Genomic DNA, 17,401 nt, shown 5'->3' with positions numbered 1-17,401 from the left:
CCCACGGCCTCAGGCGTCCTTGCGGCCCTTCTCGTCGCCGGCCAGGCGCAGCCAGGTCTCCACCACCGTATCCGGGTTCAGGGAGATGGACTCGATGCCTTCCTGCATCAGCCATTCCGCCAGGTCCGGATAGTCGGACGGGCCCTGACCGCAGATGCCCACGTACTTGCCAGCCTTGCGGGCACCCTGAATGGCCATGGACAGCAGGGCCTTCACCGCCGGGTCGCGCTCGTCAAAGGTGGCAGCCACCAGACCGGAATCCCGGTCCAGCCCCAGGGTGAGCTGGGTCAGGTCGTTGGAACCGATGGAGAAACCATCGAAATACTCCAGGAACTGCTCGGCCAGCACCGCATTGGAGGGGATCTCGCACATCATGTAGATCTTCAGGCCGTTCTCCCCACGCTTGAGGCCCAGTTCCGCCAACAGATTGATGACGCCCTCAGCCTCGCCCAGGGTGCGCACGAAAGGCACCATGATGACCACGTTGGTCAGCCCCATCTCGTCGCGCACCTTGCGCACGGCGCGGCATTCCAGTTCGAAGCAGTCGCGGAAGTTTTCCGACAGGTACCGGGAGGTACCCCGGTAGCCGATCATCGGGTTTTCTTCATCGGGCTCATATTGCTCACCGGCCAGCAGGTTGGCATATTCGTTGGACTTGAAGTCCGACAGGCGCACGATCACCGGCTGCGGGTTGAAGGCGGCACCCAGGGTGGCAATCCCCTCCACCAGTTTTTCCACGTAGAAGGTCACCGGATCGTCGTAGCCTGCGATGCGACGGGAGATCTCGTCCTTGAGGTCGCCGGACAGGGAGTCGAAATTCAGCAACGCTTTGGGATGCACCCCGATCATGCTGTTGATGATGAATTCCAGGCGAGCCAGCCCCACCCCGGCATTGGGAATGTTGCGGAAATGGAAGGCTCGGCCCGGGTTACCCACGTTCATCATGACCTTGCAGGGCACTTCGGGCATGGAATCGGTGCGGGTCTGAGTGACCTCGAAATCCAGAATTCCCTTGTAAATACGCCCCTCGTCGCCCTCGGCGCAGGACACGGTGGCCTCCTGGCCATCCTTGATGCGTGAGGAGGCGTCACCACAGCCCACCACAGCCGGGATGCCCAGTTCGCGGGCGATGATGGCTGCGTGACAGGTACGCCCGCCCCGGTCGGTGACGATGGCGGCGGCCCGCTTCATGACCGGCTCCCAGTCCGGGTCGGTCATGTCGGTGACCAGCACGTCGCCAGCCTCCACTTTGTGCATGTCGTTGAGGTCCATCACCACGCGCACCTTGCCGGCACCAATGCGCTGACCAATGGCGCGGCCGCGGGCAATGACCTCGCTGCGCGGCGAACGGATGCGGAAGCGTTCGATCACCTGGCCGTCCTGGCGGCTCTCCACCGTCTCCGGACGGGCCTGGACGATATACAGCTCACCGTCCACGCCATCCAGGGCCCATTCGATGTCCATGGGTCGACCATAGTGCTTCTCGATGATCACGGCCTGGCGGGCCAGTTCCTCGAGTTGCTTGTCATTGATGCAGAAGCGGTTGCGGTCGGCGTCTTCCACGGGGATGGTCTGGGTGCTCTGGCCATCGTTGCCGAAGGTCATCTGGATGGCCTTGCTGCCCAGGTGGCGGCGCAGCACGGCGGGGCGCCCAGCCTCCAGGGAAGGCTTGTAGAGATGAAATTCGTCCGGGTTGACCGACCCCTGCACCACGGTTTCACCCAGGCCCCAGGAGGCGGTCACGAAGACCACGTCGCGGAAACCGGATTCGGTATCCAGGGTGAACATGACGCCGGAGGCACCAATGTCGGAACGCACCATGCGCTGCACGCCGGCGGACAGAGCCACCTCGGAGTGATCGAACCCCCGATGCACGCGATAGGAGATGGCGCGGTCGTTGTACAGAGACGCGAACACTTCGTGGATGTGGTGCAGTACGCTGTCCAGGCCCTGGATGTTCAGGAAGGTTTCCTGCTGGCCCGCAAAGGAGGCATCCGGAAGGTCCTCGGCGGTGGCGGAGGAGCGCACAGCCACGGTGAATTCGTCGCCGGCCGCCTCTTCCATCATCCGGTTCCAGGCTTCGCTGATGGCTTCGTTCAGGGCCGGGGGGAAAGGGGTTTCCACCACCCATTGGCGAATCTTGGCACCGGCCTCGCGCAGGGCGTTGATGTCATCCACGTCCAGCTTGCTCAGCTCATTGTTGATGCGGTCCGCCAGGCCTTCGTGACGCAGAAATTCACGGAAGGCATAGGAGGTGGTGGCAAAGCCGCCGGGCACACGCACGCCAGCTTCGGACAGGCCGCGAATCATTTCCCCCAGGGATGCATTCTTCCCTCCCACATCGGGAACGTCGTTCATGCCCAGATCTTGGAACCAGATCACATACTTATCCATGGTCCTGCCCTTTGCCTCTTACGTTGGAATGTGATTGTAGCCGGGACCGTAGCTTGAAGACGAGTATTCAGCCAAGCTATTGCCCCATGAATCAGTCTTGTGTTTGTTAATAGTAACATTGATGGGGAGAAGATCATGGGCTCGGTGCCCAACCTCTACTACAAACAGAACCGTCTCAAGCAGTTGCGGGCCTTCTGCCGGGCCGCCCGGCTGGGCAGCATCTCCATGGCGGCCGAGTCGCTGTTCCTCAGCCAGCCAGCTGTATCGCTGCAGATCCAGGCACTGGAGCGGGAATTCGGCACCACCTTTTTCGAACGCCGCGGCCCGCACATCAAACTGACGCCCGAAGGCGAGGCGCTCTACAAGCTGGCCGACCCTCTGGTGGAGGGCGTGGACAAGCTGCACGAGACCTTTGCAGCCCGATTCGGACACCTGGAGTCGGGGGAATTGAACGTGGCGGCCGGGGAATCCACCATCCTCTATGTGCTACCCGAGCCGCTGCGGCGTTTTGCCGAGGTACATCCCCATATCCGCATCAAACTGCATAACGTGACCGGTCGCGACGGGTTGGCCATGCTGCACCGGGACGAAGTGGATTTTGCGGTGGGCTCCATGCTCGAGGTGCCCGATGGCATCACCTACCAGCCCATCGTGGATTATCACCCCAAGCTCATTACCCCGATCAACCACCCCCTGACGCGCAAGACCGATCCGGTTCGGCTGGAGGATATCAGCCCCTTCGGCCTGATCCTGCCGCCACGGCATCTGTCCACCTGGCGCATGGTGGACCTGGTGTTCCGCCAGCATCATGTGGACTATCACGTATCCCTGGAGGCGGGGGGCTGGGAGGTCATCAAAAAGTATGTGGAACTGGGGCTTGGCATCTCCATCGTGACGGATGTCTGCCTCACCGGCGAAGAGTCGCTGGCGGCCATCCCCCTGGATCACTATTTCCCCGCCCGCAGCTATGGCGTGGTACAACGCCTGGGCCGACATCTCTCCCCGCAGGCCAAACGGTTTATCCACTTCATGGAACAGGCCTATACCGCCGAGCACGTCGAACACTCCAGACCAGAAGCCTGAAATGGGGCCTTCGTCAACGTTCCGGGCCGAGGCCCACGCCTAAAATTGCGAATCATTACCGAAAACAAACCGGAGACCCAAATGAAATGGCTGGTGATGACCGCCCTGGCCGGGGCCCTGCTGGTGCCCATGGCTGGCGCCGATGATGACAAGGACGCACCGGATTCCGAGGCACCCGAGCCGATGCGCATCCTGGGGTATGTGGAAGATGTCACCCTGATGCCGGAGGGGGTTGTGCTGAAGGCAAAGATGGATACCGGTGCCACCACCAGCTCACTGAATGCGCTGAACAAGGAGACTTTCGAGCGTGACGGCAAAGAATGGATCGCCTTTGACATCATCGACCCGGATGACGAGGACAACAGGATCCGGCTGGAGAGGGAGATCACCCGCCATGTGCGCATCATTCGTCACAGCGGTGACCATCAGCGCCGCCCCGTGGTCGAGGTGGGCCTGTGCATGGGGGACGTCTACCGCAAGGAGGAGGTCAGTCTGATTGACCGAACAGCCCTGAGCTATCAACTGCTGGTGGGCCGCAACCACATGGCAGGCGCGATCCTGCTGGACTCCAGGGACAAGTTCCTGCAGGCCCCGGACTGCAATCTCGACTGATCCGGGCCCCTGCCCCAAGGACACCGCATGAAGCGATTTCACCTGCCCCTGCTGATCGTGGCGCTGGTCGCCACGAGCCTCACGATCTTCTATCACAAGGCCTTCAACCTGGGGTTTCCCCTCACGCCCGCCCAGACCACCAATAACTGGATCGTGGAGGCGCGGGTTGGCTTCGAACCCAATGGAGGCGCGGTCACGGCGCGGGTCTTCATCCCCTATGAACCCAAGGGGCTGGCCATCCTGGACGAGAATTTCATCTCGCGGGGGTATGGCCTGACCACCAGCCTCTCGGGCGAGAACCGTGAGGCCGTGTGGACCACCCGTCAACCTAGCGGTCGACAGGTGCTGTATTACCGCACCACGGTGTATCAACTGGAAAGGGATCGACGCGAGCCCCCCTACCCCGGGCCGGTCAGCCCGCCGGAGCTGGAAGAACCCTACGCCTCGGCAGCCGAGGAGGTGGTCACCCGGGTGCGCGCCCGGTCAGCCGATATCACCAGCTTTGCCACGGTGCTGGTGCGCGACATGAACCAGATTCCGGACGAAAACATCAGCCTGTTCGTCTCCAGTTCGGACAGTGACCGTACCAAGGTCAGGACGGCCATTGACCTGCTGGCCGGAGCCCGCATCCCGGCACGCATGGCCCATGGCATTCCCCTCACGGAGCGGGGCCGGGACCTGCAACCCCAAACCTGGCTTGAAGTGCACAACACCCGCGAGTGGGTGCCCATCAATATCCATGACGGCAGCGTGGGCTACCCGGAAAACTTCATGGTGTGGTGGTATGGGGATGTGGATCCTGTTCGACTCAACCGGGCACGCAACCCGCAGATCAGTTTCGCAGTGACCCAGAACTACATGGACGCCGTCGGCGTGGCTCAGCAGCGTGCCGAGATACTGGATTCCCGACTGATGGACTTTTCCCTGTTCAACCTGCCGGTGCAGACCCAGAACATGTATCGGGTCCTGTTGCTGGTCCCCCTGGGGGCAATGATCATTGTGCTCTTGCGCAATATCGTCGGCGTCCAGACCTTTGGCACGTTCATGCCCGTGCTGATCGCCCTTTCCTTCCGGGAAACGGAGCTTCTGGGCGGCATCATCCTCTTCACGCTGATTGTCTCCCTGGGGCTGGCGATCCGTTTCTACCTGGACCGGCTCAAGCTGTTACTGGTGCCCCGACTGGCCTCGGTGGTGATCGTGGTCATCATGCTGATGCTCACCTTGAGCATTCTCAGTCACAACCTGGGCATTGAATACGGTCTGTCCGTCGCCCTGTTCCCCATGGTGATCCTGGCCATGACCATCGAGCGCATGTCCATCCTCTGGGAAGAACACGGGCCATCAGATGCCATCCGCCAGGGCATTGGCAGCCTCGCCGTGGCGGCCGCTGCCTACCTGTTGATGATCAACCCTTATATCGATCACCTGTTCTTCGTCTTCCCGGAAATGCTGCTGATCGCCCTGGCGGTCACGCTCCTGCTGGGTCGTTACACAGGCTACCGCCTGAGTGAACTGGTGCGTTTCCGGGCCTTCAAAGGGGCGTCGTCCTCATGAAGTGGTTCGTTTCCCCCCGTGAGCTTCGGCGCCGTGGCGTGGTGGGCATGAACCAGCGCAATGCCGGCCTGATCTCCGAGCTGAATCCGCGCAGCCGCTACCCCCTGGTGGACGACAAGCTGCGTACCAAGCAGTTGGCCCTGGAGGCGGGCATCGCCGTGCCCGAACTCTACGGAGTGATCGAGACCAATCACGACATCCGGCACCTGCCACGCATCGTCGCGCGCAGCGATGACTTCGTGATCAAACCCGCCCACGGAGCCGGGGGCAACGGCATTCTGGTGATCACGGGGCGGATGCGGGACAGCTTCCGCAAATCCAGTGGCCGCATGGTGGATCTGGAGGGGGTAGGCCACCATGTGTCCAATGTGCTCAGTGGCATGCACAGTCTGGGGGGGCAGCCGGACACAGCCATGGTGGAATATCGGGTGAAATTCGACCCCCTGTTCGAAAAGGTCAGCTTTCAGGGCGTGCCGGATATCCGCACCGTGGTCTACAAGGGTTACCCCATCATGGCCATGGTGCGCCTGCCCACCCGGGATTCCGACGGCAAGGCCAATCTGCATCAGGGCGCGGTGGGTGTGGGCGTCAACATGGCGACCGGGCGCACCGGGCAGGGGGTGTGGCATAACCGCATCGTCGACCTCCACCCGGACACCGGCGCCCCCATCAAGAACCTGCAGATCCCCGACTGGGATACCTTGCTGGAACTGGCGGCACGATGCTTTGAGCTCACCGGCCTGGGCTACCTGGGCGTGGACGTGGTGCTGGACCGGGAACGCGGGCCCCTGATGCTGGAACTCAATGCCCGTCCCGGTCTGGCCGTGCAACTGGCCAATGGTGCCGGTCTGGGTGAGCGGGTACGCGTGATCGATGCACTTCAGAGAGAGAGGCACCCCCCCCAGAGCCGCGCCACCCTGGCCCAGGAACGCTTCTCTCAGGCCATACAACCCGCGGCATGAGCACCATGACGATCGAAGTCCTGGCGGGTGTGCTCCTGGGTAGCGCCGCGGGCGGTGTCGCCCGCTTTCAGGTGGGGGCCTGGGTCACTCGGTTCGCCGGCACCTCGTTCCCGTGGGGCACAGGGGTGGTCAATGTCAGTGGTGCCCTCGCCGCCGGCGTGCTCATCGCCCTGTGGCCCGCGGAAGATCCGTCCTCACCGGGGCTGCAGGCCCTGCTGATGGCGGGTTTTCTGGGGGGGTACACCACGGTGTCCTCATTTGCCCTGCAGACTCTCAACCTGGTTCGACAGGGCCATCGGCTCAAGGCCATTGGCAATCTCCTGGCCTCGGGCCTCCTGTGCCTGGGAGCAGTCTGGTTGGGATACCAATCGACCACGCTTTGGTTGGGTCACCCGTGAGACTGCGTCTGGCCATCGCCGCCGGCACCGCCCTGGGGGGGCTCACCCGTTATCTGACAGGTATCACGGTGGTCGGCGGCCTGGGCCTGGCGCATCCCATCGCCACCCTGGGTGTCAACCTGCTGGGCTGCCTGCTGATCGGCGCCTTTGCCACCCTCACCGGGCCGGGCGGACGCCTCAGGGTGGGCCCCGTCACTCACCAAGCGGTGGTCACGGGATTCCTTGGAGGATTCACCAGCTTTTCCATGCTCAGCGTGGAAACCCTGGATTGGGCCCACTCGAACGGGTTAACCTCCGCGACCATCGCCATGGGTCTGCACCTGATCGCAGCCCTGGCGGCGGCCTGGCTGGGCCATGGCCTGGTCGCCCGTTACAACGCCTCTCGCCCGCGCAACCCTTGAAGCCGTCCTGAAAACTCAGCAGTCAGGCGAAATGAACTTCCCCTGGCAGGCTTGTACCTCAGTGCTAAACTCAAGTATGTTGAGTTCCGGCTCCCCAGGATTTTCCGGACAGGCGGTCGAATCCACTTGACGAGTGCAGCTATGATCCCGAGCAATGTCATGAACATCAAGAATCTCAAACAGGCCTGCCAGGCCTGCAGTCTGGGTGATCTATGCCTACCGCTCGGGGTCCCCCTGGAGGATCTGGAGTTGCTGGAAGGCATCATCAGCCGCAAGCGGCCGGTACATCGCGGCGACCCGCTCTATCAGTCGGGAGACTCTCTGGGCTGCCTGTATGCCGTGCGCTGCGGATCGGTAAAGACCTTTGTGCTCACCGATGACGGCGAGGAACAGATCACGGGTTTCCATCTGCCCGGGGAGTTGTTGGGGCTGGACGCCATCGGCGAGGGGGTACACCCCTGCACGGCCATCTCCCTGGAAACCTCCAGTGTCTGCGAGATCCCATTTGAGGGCCTGGAGGCCCTGGCGGCACGCACGCCGGGCCTGCAGCATCAACTGCTCAGGATCATGAGCCGCGAACTGCAAAGCGATGAACAGCTTATGACCCTGCTGGGCAAGCGCGCCTCGGATGCCCGCCTGGCCGCTTTCCTGCTCAACCTCTCCGACCGCTTCGGGCGCCGGGGTTTTTCCCGGCACGAATTCAACCTGACCATGTCCCGCAATGATATCGGCAATTATCTGGGGCTGGCGGTGGAGACGGTCAGCCGGATGTTCAGCCGCTTTCAAACCCAGGATCTGATCACCGTGCGGCGCAAGCTGATCACCCTCCACGACATCGAAGGCCTGCGGCGCGTGGCAGGGCTGCACGGCCAGCCACCGTGTACCACGGAATGCGAGCACCGCTCCGAGGCTTCCGCAAACGGCTGAGGGTCTTCCGTTCACCGCTCCAGATCGGAAACCAGCACGCGCCAGTCGATGGTACCGAAGGCCACCTGGTATTCCAGCAACATCTGCCCCCGGACATGGCCGTCCTCGAACGTGGCCAGCACCCATTGGTCATTGAGGATATGACTTTCATCCGGAATGAAGAACAGGGTTCCGCCCAGCACAGGCTCATGATCGATGAGTTCCGGTCTCTGGATCAGATCATTGAGCAAATCCTCCCGAGGTTGATTCAATCCCTGGCGCCGCAGACGACGCGTCTGCGCCTCGGTGAGCCCCACGGCGGCGGGCTGCTCCACCTGCCCTGCCGTGAGCGCGTTCAGGCGCATCTGCAGCGCCAGGGTTTCCTGATGGGCCTGCTGCAGATCCCGTTCAAGACCCATCCCCCGATGGATGTAGATCATCGCGGTGATCAGCAGGAACAGCATGAAACCGAACCACATCAGGCGTTCGGCATGGGGCAGAAAGCGGGACTTTTCCGACATGGCACTTCCTCGGGACGTGAAAGTGGATCAATGGACCGTGCATCCGGCATCCACAAGAGGGTGGGTGCCCGTTACATGGCTTCATCTGTACACGCCTGCTCCTTCCCTGTCGAGACCGCTGCGCCCCCTACTTCCGTCAAGGTTCAATCTTGAGTCCTTCGGCTGGTTGTTGTAACCTTCGCGGGCTGTCGGGGAGGTAGGCGCGAGATCATCGTCCCAGCCACCTGCCCGGGCACGCCGGAGTAGCTCAGTTGGTAGAGCAGGGCATTCGTAATGCCAAGGTCGGGGGTTCGACTCCTCTCTCCGGCACCAATGCAAAGGGCGGCCCTTGGGGCCGCCCTTTTTCGTATCCAGTGATGTGTGCCGGACACAGAATCGGTTCAGTTGAGCTCCAATGCCCCGGTGAGCTCCGAGACATGGCTCATGCCATGGCGCTGCAGATAGTCGTTGATGCCCTGGTTGATCTTGCCGCACAGCAGCGGATCGTAGAACAGCCCTGTACCCACCCCCACCGCCGTGGCACCGGCCAGCAGAAACTGGATGGCATCATCGGCACTGGCCACCCCACCCTGACCGATGATGGGTATGCCGTGAGGACGAGCCACCTGGTAGACCTGATGCACCCGCAGCAGGGCCACCGGCTTCACCGCCGGGCCAGACAGCCCCCCCTGGTTATTGCCAATCACCGTGCGGCGACGCTCGGTGTCGATGGCCATGCCCATCAGGGTATTGATGGCGGAAAGCCCATTGGTACCCGCCTCGATGCAGCGCCGTGCATTGCCGGCGATGTCCGTCTGATTGGGCGACAGCTTGGTGATCAGGGGCTTTTGCGTCACCTTGCGACAGGCCTCCACCACCCGGGCCGACATATCCGGATCATTGCCAAACGCCACCCCGCCCTCCTTCACATTGGGGCAGGAAATGTTGATCTCGATGGCATCCACCGGGGAGTCGTCAAACCGCTGGGTCACCCGGATATATTCCTCGAGGGTTGAGCCGGACACATTGGCGATGAAACGCGTCTCATCGAAGTCCAGTCGGGGCAGGATGTCATCCACCACATGGTCCACCCCGGGGTTCTGCAAACCGATGGCATTGAGCATGCCGTCGGGCGTTTCATACACCCGATGGGGTGCATTGCCCAGGCGGGCATCCCCCGTGGTGCCCTTGAGGCACACCGCCCCCACCTGACGATTGGAGAACCCTGCCACGCGGGTATACTCCTCGCCAAAACCAACGCAGCCCGAGAGCAGCACCAGGGGCGAGGCAAATGGCAGACCGCAGAAATCGATGGCAAGGGTCTGTTTGTGATGGGTATCGACTGGCATGTTTCACATCGTCCTGTATCAACCGGAAATCCCCCCCAACACCGGCAACATCATGCGCCTGGCGGCCAACACGGGCTGCCGCCTGCACCTGATCCATCCCCTGGGGTTCACCCTGGATGACACACGGCTGCGTCGCGCCGGACTGGATTATCGGGATCTAGCGTCGGTGACGGAGTATGACAGCCTGGGGGCCTTCTCGGAAGCAGTGGCCCCCCGGCGACTGTTTGCCGTCACCACTCGGGGACAGCAGGCCCTGGGCAACACCCGGTTCGAGGCGGGGGATGCACTGCTGTTCGGGCCTGAAACCCGGGGCCTGCCGGCAACGATATTGACGGACATGCCGGCAAACCGGCGGCTACGGATCCCCATGGTACCGGACAGCCGCAGCCTCAACCTGTCCAACTCGGTGGCCCTGGTGGTGTACGAGGCCTGGCGGCAATGCGGTTATGCAGGCGGGGCCTAGAATTCGGGTTTGGGATCCCGACTGAGCAGTTCCTCCACTGCCACGGTGGGGGGCAGTTGCTCGAACAGGACCCGCGCCACCTGACTGCAGATGGGCATATCCACCCCCAGGGCCGAGGCCTTGGCCACGGCGATGCGGGCCGTACTCACCCCTTCCACCGCCTGACCGATGGCCGCGACGGCCTCTTCCAGGCTCTGCCCCTGCCCCAGGGCCAGGCCCAGGCGGCGATTACGGGATTGGTTGTCGGTGCAGGTGAGGACCAGATCCCCCAGACCGGACAGCCCCATGAGGGTTTCGGTACGGGCCCCGGTGGCGGCTCCCAGACGCATCAGTTCCGCCAGCCCCCGGGTAATCAAGGCGGCGCGGGCGTTGGCACCGAAACCCAGACCGTCAGACACCCCAGCGGCGATGGCCAGCACGTTCTTGAAGGCCCCGCCCAACTGCACCCCCACGACGTCATCGCTGGTATAAACACGAAGCGTGCCCCCCGCCAGCCAGGCCATGGCCTCCTCGGCAAAATCCGTATCAGGGGAGGCCAGGGTCAGGGCGGTAGGCAACCCCCGGGCCAGTTCACCGGCAAAGGAGGGCCCGGAGGCCACGCCCCAGGGTCGATCCGGACCCAGATCCTCCAGCACCAACTCATGCAGCCAGCGAGTACTGTCCAGGTCCAGTCCTTTAGTGGCCCAGATCAGGCCCCCTGAACCCAGATGCGGCGCAATGCGATGGAGCACCGCCCGAAAGCCACCGCTGGGCACGGCAAGCAGTACATGGTCGGCCCGACTCACCAGACCTTCCAGGTCTGATGTGGCCTCCAGGGTCGCAGGGAAAGGCACATCCGGCAGATAACGGGCATTGCGGCCCTCTGCCTGCATGGCCCTGACGTGGTCCGCGTCGCGACCCCACAGGCCGACTCCCAGCCCCTTGCGAGCCAGGTGCAGGGCCAGTGCTGTGCCCCAGGAGCCGGCACCCACCACCGCTACATTCCGAACGTCACTCATGAAATCGGTCCGGATCCGTTCTACGTGATGATACCCGCGTCGCCATTCTTGCGCCCCTCAGTGGCCGGCTGTTGACCGCGCATCTTCTGAGCATAAAGGGCATCGAAATTCACCGGCGCCAGCAGCAGCTGGGGGAAACCGCCGCGGGTGACCAGATCGGAAATCACTTCGCGGGCAAAGGGGAAAAGGATGTTGGGGCAGTAGGAAGAGAGCAGCGGTCCCTTCTGTTCCTCGGGAATTCCCCGGACCATGAACACACCGGCCTGCTTGACCTCCACCAGGTAGGCGGTCTCACCCTGGGACTTGGTGGTTACCGTCAGGGTCAGTTCCACCTCATGCACGCCCTTTTCGTCCAGGGCGCGCGCCTGGGAATTCAGTTGGACATTGGTTTCCGGCTTCCACTCACGGGTAAACACACCCGGCGTACCTGGCGCTTCAAAGGAGATGTCCTTGGTGTAGATCTTCTGCAGCCCGAACTCCTGCTGCGGTTGATCCTGGGCGGCGCCGTCGGCGCCTGCATTCGGTGACTGGTTTTCCGACATGATAACTCCGCGGGCAAGTGACTATTCGGGGGGCATGATAGGGTGCGGCCCCCCGGGGTGCAACGGTGGCAGAGCTGGGTCTACAGGCCGAGGCGTTCGTCCAGCTCGCCCCGCTGTTCCAGCTCCACCAGATCGGTATACCCCCCAAGGTGATCCTCGCCGGCGAAGACCTGCGGAACCGTATGCCGCCCGGAACGCTCTTCCATGACGCGGCGCTGTGCCGGATCATCATCGATGCGTATTTCCTGAATCTCCACACCCTTGCCGCGCAGCAGGCGTCGGGCCATCATGCAGAAGGCGCACCAGCCGGTGCCGTACATGATCACGGGAACCGGCTTACGGAGGGAGGATTCAGTCAACGGGGGACTCTCAACGGTCGATCGGGCTTAGCGCTTGCTCAGCGGCAGACCTTCGGATTGCCAGCCCAGCACGCCGCCACGCAGATCGATGACCTTATCGAAGCCATTCTTCACCAGCGTGTTGCAGGCCTGGCCGGAGCGGCTGCCACTCTCGCAGTAGACAATCACGGTCTTGTCCTTGTGCTTGTCGATCTCGCTCAAGCGATCCTTGAGTTTGGTGAGCGGGATATGGCGGGCACCGGTGATCTTGCCATTCTTGCGGGCCTCCGCCTCTTCTCGCACATCCAGGACCAGGGAGTCGTCCTGATTCATGGCGCGCACCGCCTGCTGTGGCCCCATGACCTGAAACTTTCGGGTCAGGCGGGAGAACTCAGTGTAGCCAATGGCACCGATCACGGCGGCCAGCAGGCCGAACAGCAGGGGGTGGTTGGCAACAAACTCCAGATACTGGTCCATGAATCGCTCGGGCTGGGTCAATCATTGGGAGGTCCGCATTCTGCCCCCTCGGGGCCCGGCGGGCAAGCCAGGGGACTCAGACGGACCGGCAGAACACATCCTGCATCATCCCGATCAGGCGCAGGGTGCGGCCATCGCCCACCCGGTAATACACCCGATTGGCGTCCTTGCGGGCGGAGAGAATACCCTTATCCCTCAGGATCGCCAGGTGCTGGGAGATATTGCTCTGGGAAGTGCCCACATGGTCCACGATCTCCTGCACACTCACCTCGCGGTCCCCTAGCACACAGAGGATCTTGAGACGCAGCGGGTGCGCCATGGCCTTGAGCGAACGCGAGGCACGCTCGATATCCTCCTCCTTGTCCATCAATTCAGACGGATCGGATGGCATGGACCCAACCCTGTTGACGGGCTCAGCAGCACTGTTAGCGAATGGAACCGGTGGCATCGGACATCTCGTATATTAGTAGTGGTTAATCCAATTATGATCTTTATCAAAAATATTTCAATGGGTGACCGGTCAGAAGGCCTGTTCAGGGCGATCACGTTCACCGCCCTGCTGGCACTGTCCCCGGCGGCCAGCGCCGACGGGACGGACTGGGAGCAGGCCCGCGAGCGCCTTCAGGAAGTGCAGCAGGAAATTGAGCAGGTTCGGGATGAACTGGAGAAGGCCCGGGGCAAACGAGGCACGCTGGAAGCGCAACTGCGCGAGACCGAGCGCGCGGTCAGTCGAACGTCCCGGGACCTGACCCAAAGCGAGGCCGATCTGGAGAAAACCCGTTCACGTCTGCGCACCCTGGAGGCCCGCGCCCGGAAGGAGGAGGCGCGCCTGGAGGCGCACCGCGAAGGCCTCGCCCTGCAATTGCGTCACGCCTATCAGGCCGGTCAGCAGGATCAACTCAAGCTGATCCTCAATCAGGAAGACCCGGCGCGACTGGAGCGAATGCTCACTTACTATCGCCACTTCAACGCGGCGCGCAGCGAACGCATCCGGGAAGCCCGGGAGGCCCTGGCCGACCTGGCGCGCACCCGACAGGCCCTTGACGAGGTCAGGGTGGACCAGGCCCGGCAACGGTCCGCCCGGCAGCGCCTGCAAAATGAACTGGAGAGGCGTCGGGAGGAACGGGCCGGGGCCCTGGCTGCACTACAGGCGGACATCGACGCCGCTGGCCAGACCCTCACCCAACTGGAAAGCGATCAACAGGCCCTTGAAGACCTCATTGAATCCCTGGATGCCGCATTGAGCGACATCCCGGACGAATCGCTCATGGATGAGGCCTTCGCCGATCATCGCGGTCAACTGCCCTACCCCGTGCCCGGCGAGATCCGGCATGGTTTCGGCACAACCCGCGCCAGCGACACCGGGCAACGCTGGCGTGGCCTGGTGATCACCGCGGAGCGAGGCGATCCAGTGAGGGCCATCCATCACGGCCGGGTGGCGTTTGCCGACTGGATGCGGGGCTTCGGCATGCTACTGATCGTGGATCACGGTGATGGCTACATGACCCTGTATGGTCACAACGAGAGCCTGCTCAAATCCCCGGGAGATTGGGTACGACAAGGTGACACCATCGCCCATGCCGGGGACAGCGGCGCCGATCAGACACCGGGGGTGTACTTCGAGATCCGCCACGAGGGCCAGCCCGTGAACCCCGCCCGATGGTGCGACTCTAACCAGCGAATGGTAGGCTCTCGTTAATGGCGCATGCCAGCCAAAACCGTCTGGCCTATTGAGGCCCTGTCACAGTATCCCGCGGATTCCCCGCACGACGGGACAGTAGTGGAGTAAAAGTATATGAAAACCCAAACCCGCGTGGGCGCAGGCCTGCTGATGGGCATGATCCTGGGCGTGATGCTCAGCATCTCTTTCGGCGTGGTCGCCGACAGACAGGAATCCTCACAAGCTGTTCCCCTTGAGGACCTGCGGGCCTTCACGGACGTATACATGCGCATCAAGCGCAACTACGTGGACGAAGTGGAAGACTCGGACCTGCTGGAGAACGCCATCCGGGGCATGCTCTCCGGCCTGGACCCCCATTCCACCTTCCTCAATTCCGATGAGTTCTCGGAACTGCAGATTGGCACCCAGGGCGAATTCGGCGGTTTGGGGCTGGAAGTGGGTATGGAAGATGGCTTCGTCAAGGTCATCTCCCCCATCGACGACACGCCGGCCAGTCGCGCCGGCATGCGCGCGGGCGACCTGATCATCCGCCTGGACGACACGCCGGTGAAGGGCATGACCCTCAACGAGGCCGTGAGCAAGATGCGTGGCCCCAAGGGCAGTGACATCACCCTGACCGTGGTTCGTGAGGGCCGTGAGGCCCCCTTCGAGGTGGAGATCACACGGGACACGGTTCGCGTGCAGAGTGTGCGTAGTGAAATGCTGGAGCCAGGCTTCGGCTACCTGCGGGTGACCACCTTCCAGTCACGCACCGCACAGATGCTGGTGGAAGAGGCCCGTGCGTTGCAGAAGGAAAGCGGCGGCCTCAAGGGCCTGGTGCTGGACCTGCGCAATAACCCGGGGGGCATTCTCAACGGCGCCGTGGGCGTGTCGGATGCCTTTCTCAACGACGGCCTGATCGTTTACACCGAAGGCCGTGTGAAGGACTCTGAGTTCCGCTACACCGCCTCCCCGGGAGACGTGCTCAATGGCGCGCCCCTGGTGGTGCTGGTGAACGCCGGCTCGGCATCGGCATCGGAGATCGTCGCCGGGGCCCTGCAGGACCATGAGCGGGCCATCATCATGGGTTCCTCCACCTTCGGCAAGGGCTCGGTGCAGACCATCCTGCCTCTGGACAAGGGCGAGGCACTCAAGCTGACCACCGCACGCTACTACACCCCGGCGGGCCGCTCCATCCAGGCCGATGGCATCGAACCGGACATCAAGCTGGAACAGATCACCCTGGCCGAATCCGGTGAACCCGGCATCCGCCCGATCACGGAGGCCCAACTGAGTCGTCACCTCGCGGGAGAGAACGAGAAAGCCGACGACGAGGAAGGTGAAGAGACGCTGGAATCCCTGGCGCAGCGGGACTACCAGCTCTATGAGGCCCTGAACATGCTCAAGGGGCTGGATCTGCTCCAGGCGCGTCGCTGAGGTGCCAGGCCTGGGGCGAGCCAGCCTCTGGGGTCTTCTATTCTGGGCCCTGACGGGAGCCGCCACCGGAGCAACTGCGGACGCGGATCCGTGGCCCGTGGTGGCGATCGTCATTGATGACCTTGGCAATGACCCGCGGGAGGCGCGACGCACCGTTGCGCTTCCCGGCCCCCTCACCGTGGCGGTACTGCCTCATACCCCTCAGGCGCACAACGCCGCTCTCTGGGCCCATCAACGAGGCCATGAAGTCATGCTGCACCTGCCCATGGAAGCCGACAATGGGCACGACCCCGGCCCCGGGGCCATCCTGCGACACATGACCGAGTACGAGACCCGGGACACGGTCCGCGAGGCACTGGCCAGCGTCCCATACGTCCGCGGCGTGAACAATCACATGGGCAGTCGCCTCTCCCGCGAGGCGCATCATCTGGCCTGGGTGATGGCAGAAGTCAGCCATACCGATCCAGCACTCTATTTCGTGGACAGCCGCACCCATGCACAGACTCTGGTGCGGCATGTGTCCACCTGGGCCGGCCTGCCCAGCACCCAGCGGGATGTCTTCCTGGACGCAAAACCCCACGACGCGGATTTCGTGCGCAAGCAGGTGAAACGGCTGAGCCAGCTGGCACGCCTGCGGGGCTATGCACTGGGCATCGGACATCCCTACCCCGCAACGCTGGAGGTGCTGGAGGCCATGCTGCCCGAACTGGAGGCCCAGGGTATCCGCCTGGTCACCGTCAGCGATTACCTCACACGCAAGCAGGAGGTGAAACAATGGCACGCATCCTTATCCCCATCGCCCACGGCAGCGAGGAACTCGAAGCCGTCACGCTGATCGACCTGCTGCGCCGCGCCGACTTCCAGGTGGTGGTCGCCGGCTTGGAACCGGGTCCCGTCACCTGCTCCCGAGGGGTGGTCCTCAAACCCGATGTGCTCCTGGACGAGGTTCTGGATGACCCCTTCGATCTGGTTGTCCTACCCGGCGGCCTGGCCGGGGCCAACCGCCTTGATGCTGATCCCCGCATCCATGCCCTCTTGCACAGCATGCAGGAGGAAGGGCGATTCATCGGCGCCATCTGCGCCGCGCCCAAGGTGCTCGGCAGCGCCGGCCTGCTCAAGGGTCGCACCGCCACCGGCCACCCCGCGGTGGTGAAGACCCTGGACCTGCCGGAGACCCGATTCACCGGGCAGCCGGTGGAGGTGGACGGTAATATCGCCACCTCCCAGGGCCCGGGCACCGCCATGGACTTCGCCCTGACCCTGATCGAACTGCTGGCTGGCACCGATAAGCGCCGGGAGGTGGAGGGCCCCCTGTGCCGACCCTGAC

General features: G+C 63.1%; 20 protein-coding genes and 1 tRNA gene. 13 read left to right on the top strand and 8 right to left on the bottom strand.

The features are described from left to right. Window positions 1-9: 9 nt before the first annotated feature. A complete protein-coding gene (gene ppsA / locus BMY52_RS05720) occupies window positions 10-2,394 on the bottom strand; it encodes a phosphoenolpyruvate synthase (RefSeq protein WP_090252012.1) in 2,385 nt (794 codons plus the stop codon). Window positions 2,395-2,529: 135 nt separating this feature from the next. On the opposite strand from ppsA, the gene BMY52_RS05715 reads away from it, so the two are divergent. From BMY52_RS05715 to fnr, 7 genes are all read left to right on the top strand, one after another. Further along, complete coding sequence (locus tag BMY52_RS05715; protein ID WP_090252092.1) at window positions 2,530-3,477, top strand: LysR family transcriptional regulator; 948 nt, start codon at window positions 2,530-2,532, stop codon at window positions 3,475-3,477. A gap of 129 nt (window positions 3,478-3,606) precedes the next feature. Next, on the top strand, window positions 3,607-4,089 hold the full coding sequence (locus BMY52_RS05710; protein ID WP_245740641.1) for an ATP-dependent zinc protease family protein: 483 nt from the start codon (window positions 3,607-3,609) through the stop codon (window positions 4,087-4,089). A 27-nt stretch (window positions 4,090-4,116) separates the two neighbouring features. Then, on the top strand, window positions 4,117-5,643 hold the full coding sequence (locus BMY52_RS05705) for an inactive transglutaminase family protein (protein ID WP_090252009.1): 1,527 nt from the start codon (window positions 4,117-4,119) through the stop codon (window positions 5,641-5,643). Beyond that, on the top strand, window positions 5,640-6,605 hold the full coding sequence (locus tag BMY52_RS05700; RefSeq protein ID WP_090252007.1) for an alpha-L-glutamate ligase-like protein: 966 nt from the start codon (window positions 5,640-5,642) through the stop codon (window positions 6,603-6,605). The genes BMY52_RS05705 and BMY52_RS05700 overlap by 4 nt, the downstream gene beginning before the upstream one ends. 5 nt (window positions 6,606-6,610) lie before the next feature. Next, window positions 6,611-7,003 carry a fluoride efflux transporter FluC gene (locus BMY52_RS05695; protein WP_090252086.1) on the top strand — a complete coding sequence of 131 codons (393 nt, stop codon included), beginning with the start codon at window positions 6,611-6,613 and terminating at the stop codon, window positions 7,001-7,003. Then, complete coding sequence (locus BMY52_RS05690) at window positions 7,000-7,404, top strand: fluoride efflux transporter FluC (protein WP_090252004.1); 405 nt, start codon at window positions 7,000-7,002, stop codon at window positions 7,402-7,404. Before BMY52_RS05695 ends, BMY52_RS05690 begins: the two co-directional genes overlap by 4 nt. Before the next feature lie 141 nt (window positions 7,405-7,545). Continuing rightward, window positions 7,546-8,331 (top strand): fumarate/nitrate reduction transcriptional regulator Fnr, encoded by a 786-nt coding sequence (gene fnr / locus BMY52_RS05685; protein ID WP_090252001.1) that lies wholly within the window; start codon window positions 7,546-7,548, stop codon window positions 8,329-8,331. An 11-nt stretch (window positions 8,332-8,342) separates the two neighbouring features. On the opposite strand, the gene BMY52_RS05680 is transcribed toward fnr, so the two are convergent. Continuing rightward, complete coding sequence (locus BMY52_RS05680; protein WP_090251999.1) at window positions 8,343-8,831, bottom strand: hypothetical protein; 489 nt, start codon at window positions 8,829-8,831, stop codon at window positions 8,343-8,345. A 236-nt stretch (window positions 8,832-9,067) separates the two neighbouring features. Here BMY52_RS05680 and BMY52_RS05675 point away from each other — a divergent pair. Beyond that, window positions 9,068-9,143 (top strand) — tRNA-Thr (locus tag BMY52_RS05675). Window positions 9,144-9,211: 68 nt separating this feature from the next. Here BMY52_RS05675 and BMY52_RS05670 read toward each other — a convergent pair. After that, window positions 9,212-10,159 (bottom strand): dihydroorotate dehydrogenase, encoded by a 948-nt coding sequence (locus BMY52_RS05670; protein ID WP_090251996.1) that lies wholly within the window; start codon window positions 10,157-10,159, stop codon window positions 9,212-9,214. Here BMY52_RS05670 and trmL point away from each other — a divergent pair. Then, window positions 10,158-10,622, top strand: a complete 465-nt coding sequence (trmL, locus tag BMY52_RS05665) for a tRNA (uridine(34)/cytosine(34)/5-carboxymethylaminomethyluridine(34)-2'-O)-methyltransferase TrmL (protein ID WP_090251993.1) — start codon at window positions 10,158-10,160, stop codon at window positions 10,620-10,622. The two genes, BMY52_RS05670 and trmL, sit on opposite strands and share 2 nt — an antisense overlap. Here trmL and BMY52_RS05660 read toward each other — a convergent pair. The 5 genes from BMY52_RS05660 to BMY52_RS05640 all read right to left on the bottom strand — a co-directional run bounded on the left by BMY52_RS05660 (window position 10,619) and on the right by BMY52_RS05640 (window position 13,368). Further along, the gene (locus BMY52_RS05660; protein WP_090251991.1) at window positions 10,619-11,620 is read right to left on the bottom strand and encodes an NAD(P)H-dependent glycerol-3-phosphate dehydrogenase; all 1,002 of its coding nucleotides are present in this window, start codon (window positions 11,618-11,620) and stop codon (window positions 10,619-10,621) included. The two genes, trmL and BMY52_RS05660, sit on opposite strands and share 4 nt — an antisense overlap. Before the next feature lie 20 nt (window positions 11,621-11,640). Further along, on the bottom strand, window positions 11,641-12,162 hold the full coding sequence (secB, locus tag BMY52_RS05655; RefSeq protein ID WP_090251988.1) for a protein-export chaperone SecB: 522 nt from the start codon (window positions 12,160-12,162) through the stop codon (window positions 11,641-11,643). An 80-nt stretch (window positions 12,163-12,242) separates the two neighbouring features. Beyond that, window positions 12,243-12,521 (bottom strand): glutaredoxin 3, encoded by a 279-nt coding sequence (grxC, locus tag BMY52_RS05650; protein WP_238626448.1) that lies wholly within the window; start codon window positions 12,519-12,521, stop codon window positions 12,243-12,245. Between the two features lie 27 nt (window positions 12,522-12,548). Beyond that, window positions 12,549-12,977: a rhodanese-like domain-containing protein gene (locus BMY52_RS05645; protein WP_090251985.1), complete on the bottom strand. Its 429-nt coding sequence runs from the start codon at window positions 12,975-12,977 to the stop codon at window positions 12,549-12,551. A gap of 76 nt (window positions 12,978-13,053) precedes the next feature. After that, window positions 13,054-13,368 carry an ArsR/SmtB family transcription factor gene (locus BMY52_RS05640; RefSeq protein WP_090251984.1) on the bottom strand — a complete coding sequence of 105 codons (315 nt, stop codon included), beginning with the start codon at window positions 13,366-13,368 and terminating at the stop codon, window positions 13,054-13,056. A gap of 117 nt (window positions 13,369-13,485) precedes the next feature. On the opposite strand from BMY52_RS05640, the gene BMY52_RS05635 reads away from it, so the two are divergent. From BMY52_RS05635 to BMY52_RS05620, 4 genes are all read left to right on the top strand, one after another. Further along, entirely contained in the window at window positions 13,486-14,676 is a 1,191-nt protein-coding gene (locus tag BMY52_RS05635; protein WP_090251981.1) for a murein hydrolase activator EnvC family protein, read from the top strand. A gap of 96 nt (window positions 14,677-14,772) precedes the next feature. Next, window positions 14,773-16,074 carry a S41 family peptidase gene (locus BMY52_RS05630; protein ID WP_090251979.1) on the top strand — a complete coding sequence of 434 codons (1,302 nt, stop codon included), beginning with the start codon at window positions 14,773-14,775 and terminating at the stop codon, window positions 16,072-16,074. A gap of 100 nt (window positions 16,075-16,174) precedes the next feature. After that, window positions 16,175-16,909: a divergent polysaccharide deacetylase family protein gene (locus BMY52_RS05625; RefSeq protein WP_177169859.1), complete on the top strand. Its 735-nt coding sequence runs from the start codon at window positions 16,175-16,177 to the stop codon at window positions 16,907-16,909. Continuing rightward, window positions 16,849-17,400: a DJ-1 family glyoxalase III gene (locus BMY52_RS05620; RefSeq protein ID WP_090251973.1), complete on the top strand. Its 552-nt coding sequence runs from the start codon at window positions 16,849-16,851 to the stop codon at window positions 17,398-17,400. The genes BMY52_RS05625 and BMY52_RS05620 overlap by 61 nt, the downstream gene beginning before the upstream one ends. The last annotated feature ends 1 nt before the right edge of the window (window position 17,401 follow it).

This window comes from Ectothiorhodospira marina, from assembly GCF_900109495.1.
Classification (GTDB): domain Bacteria; phylum Pseudomonadota; class Gammaproteobacteria; order Ectothiorhodospirales; family Ectothiorhodospiraceae; genus Ectothiorhodospira; species Ectothiorhodospira marina.
The sequence above is the reverse complement of the archived record's forward strand: the minus strand, read 5'-3'. Positions and strand labels throughout refer to the sequence as shown.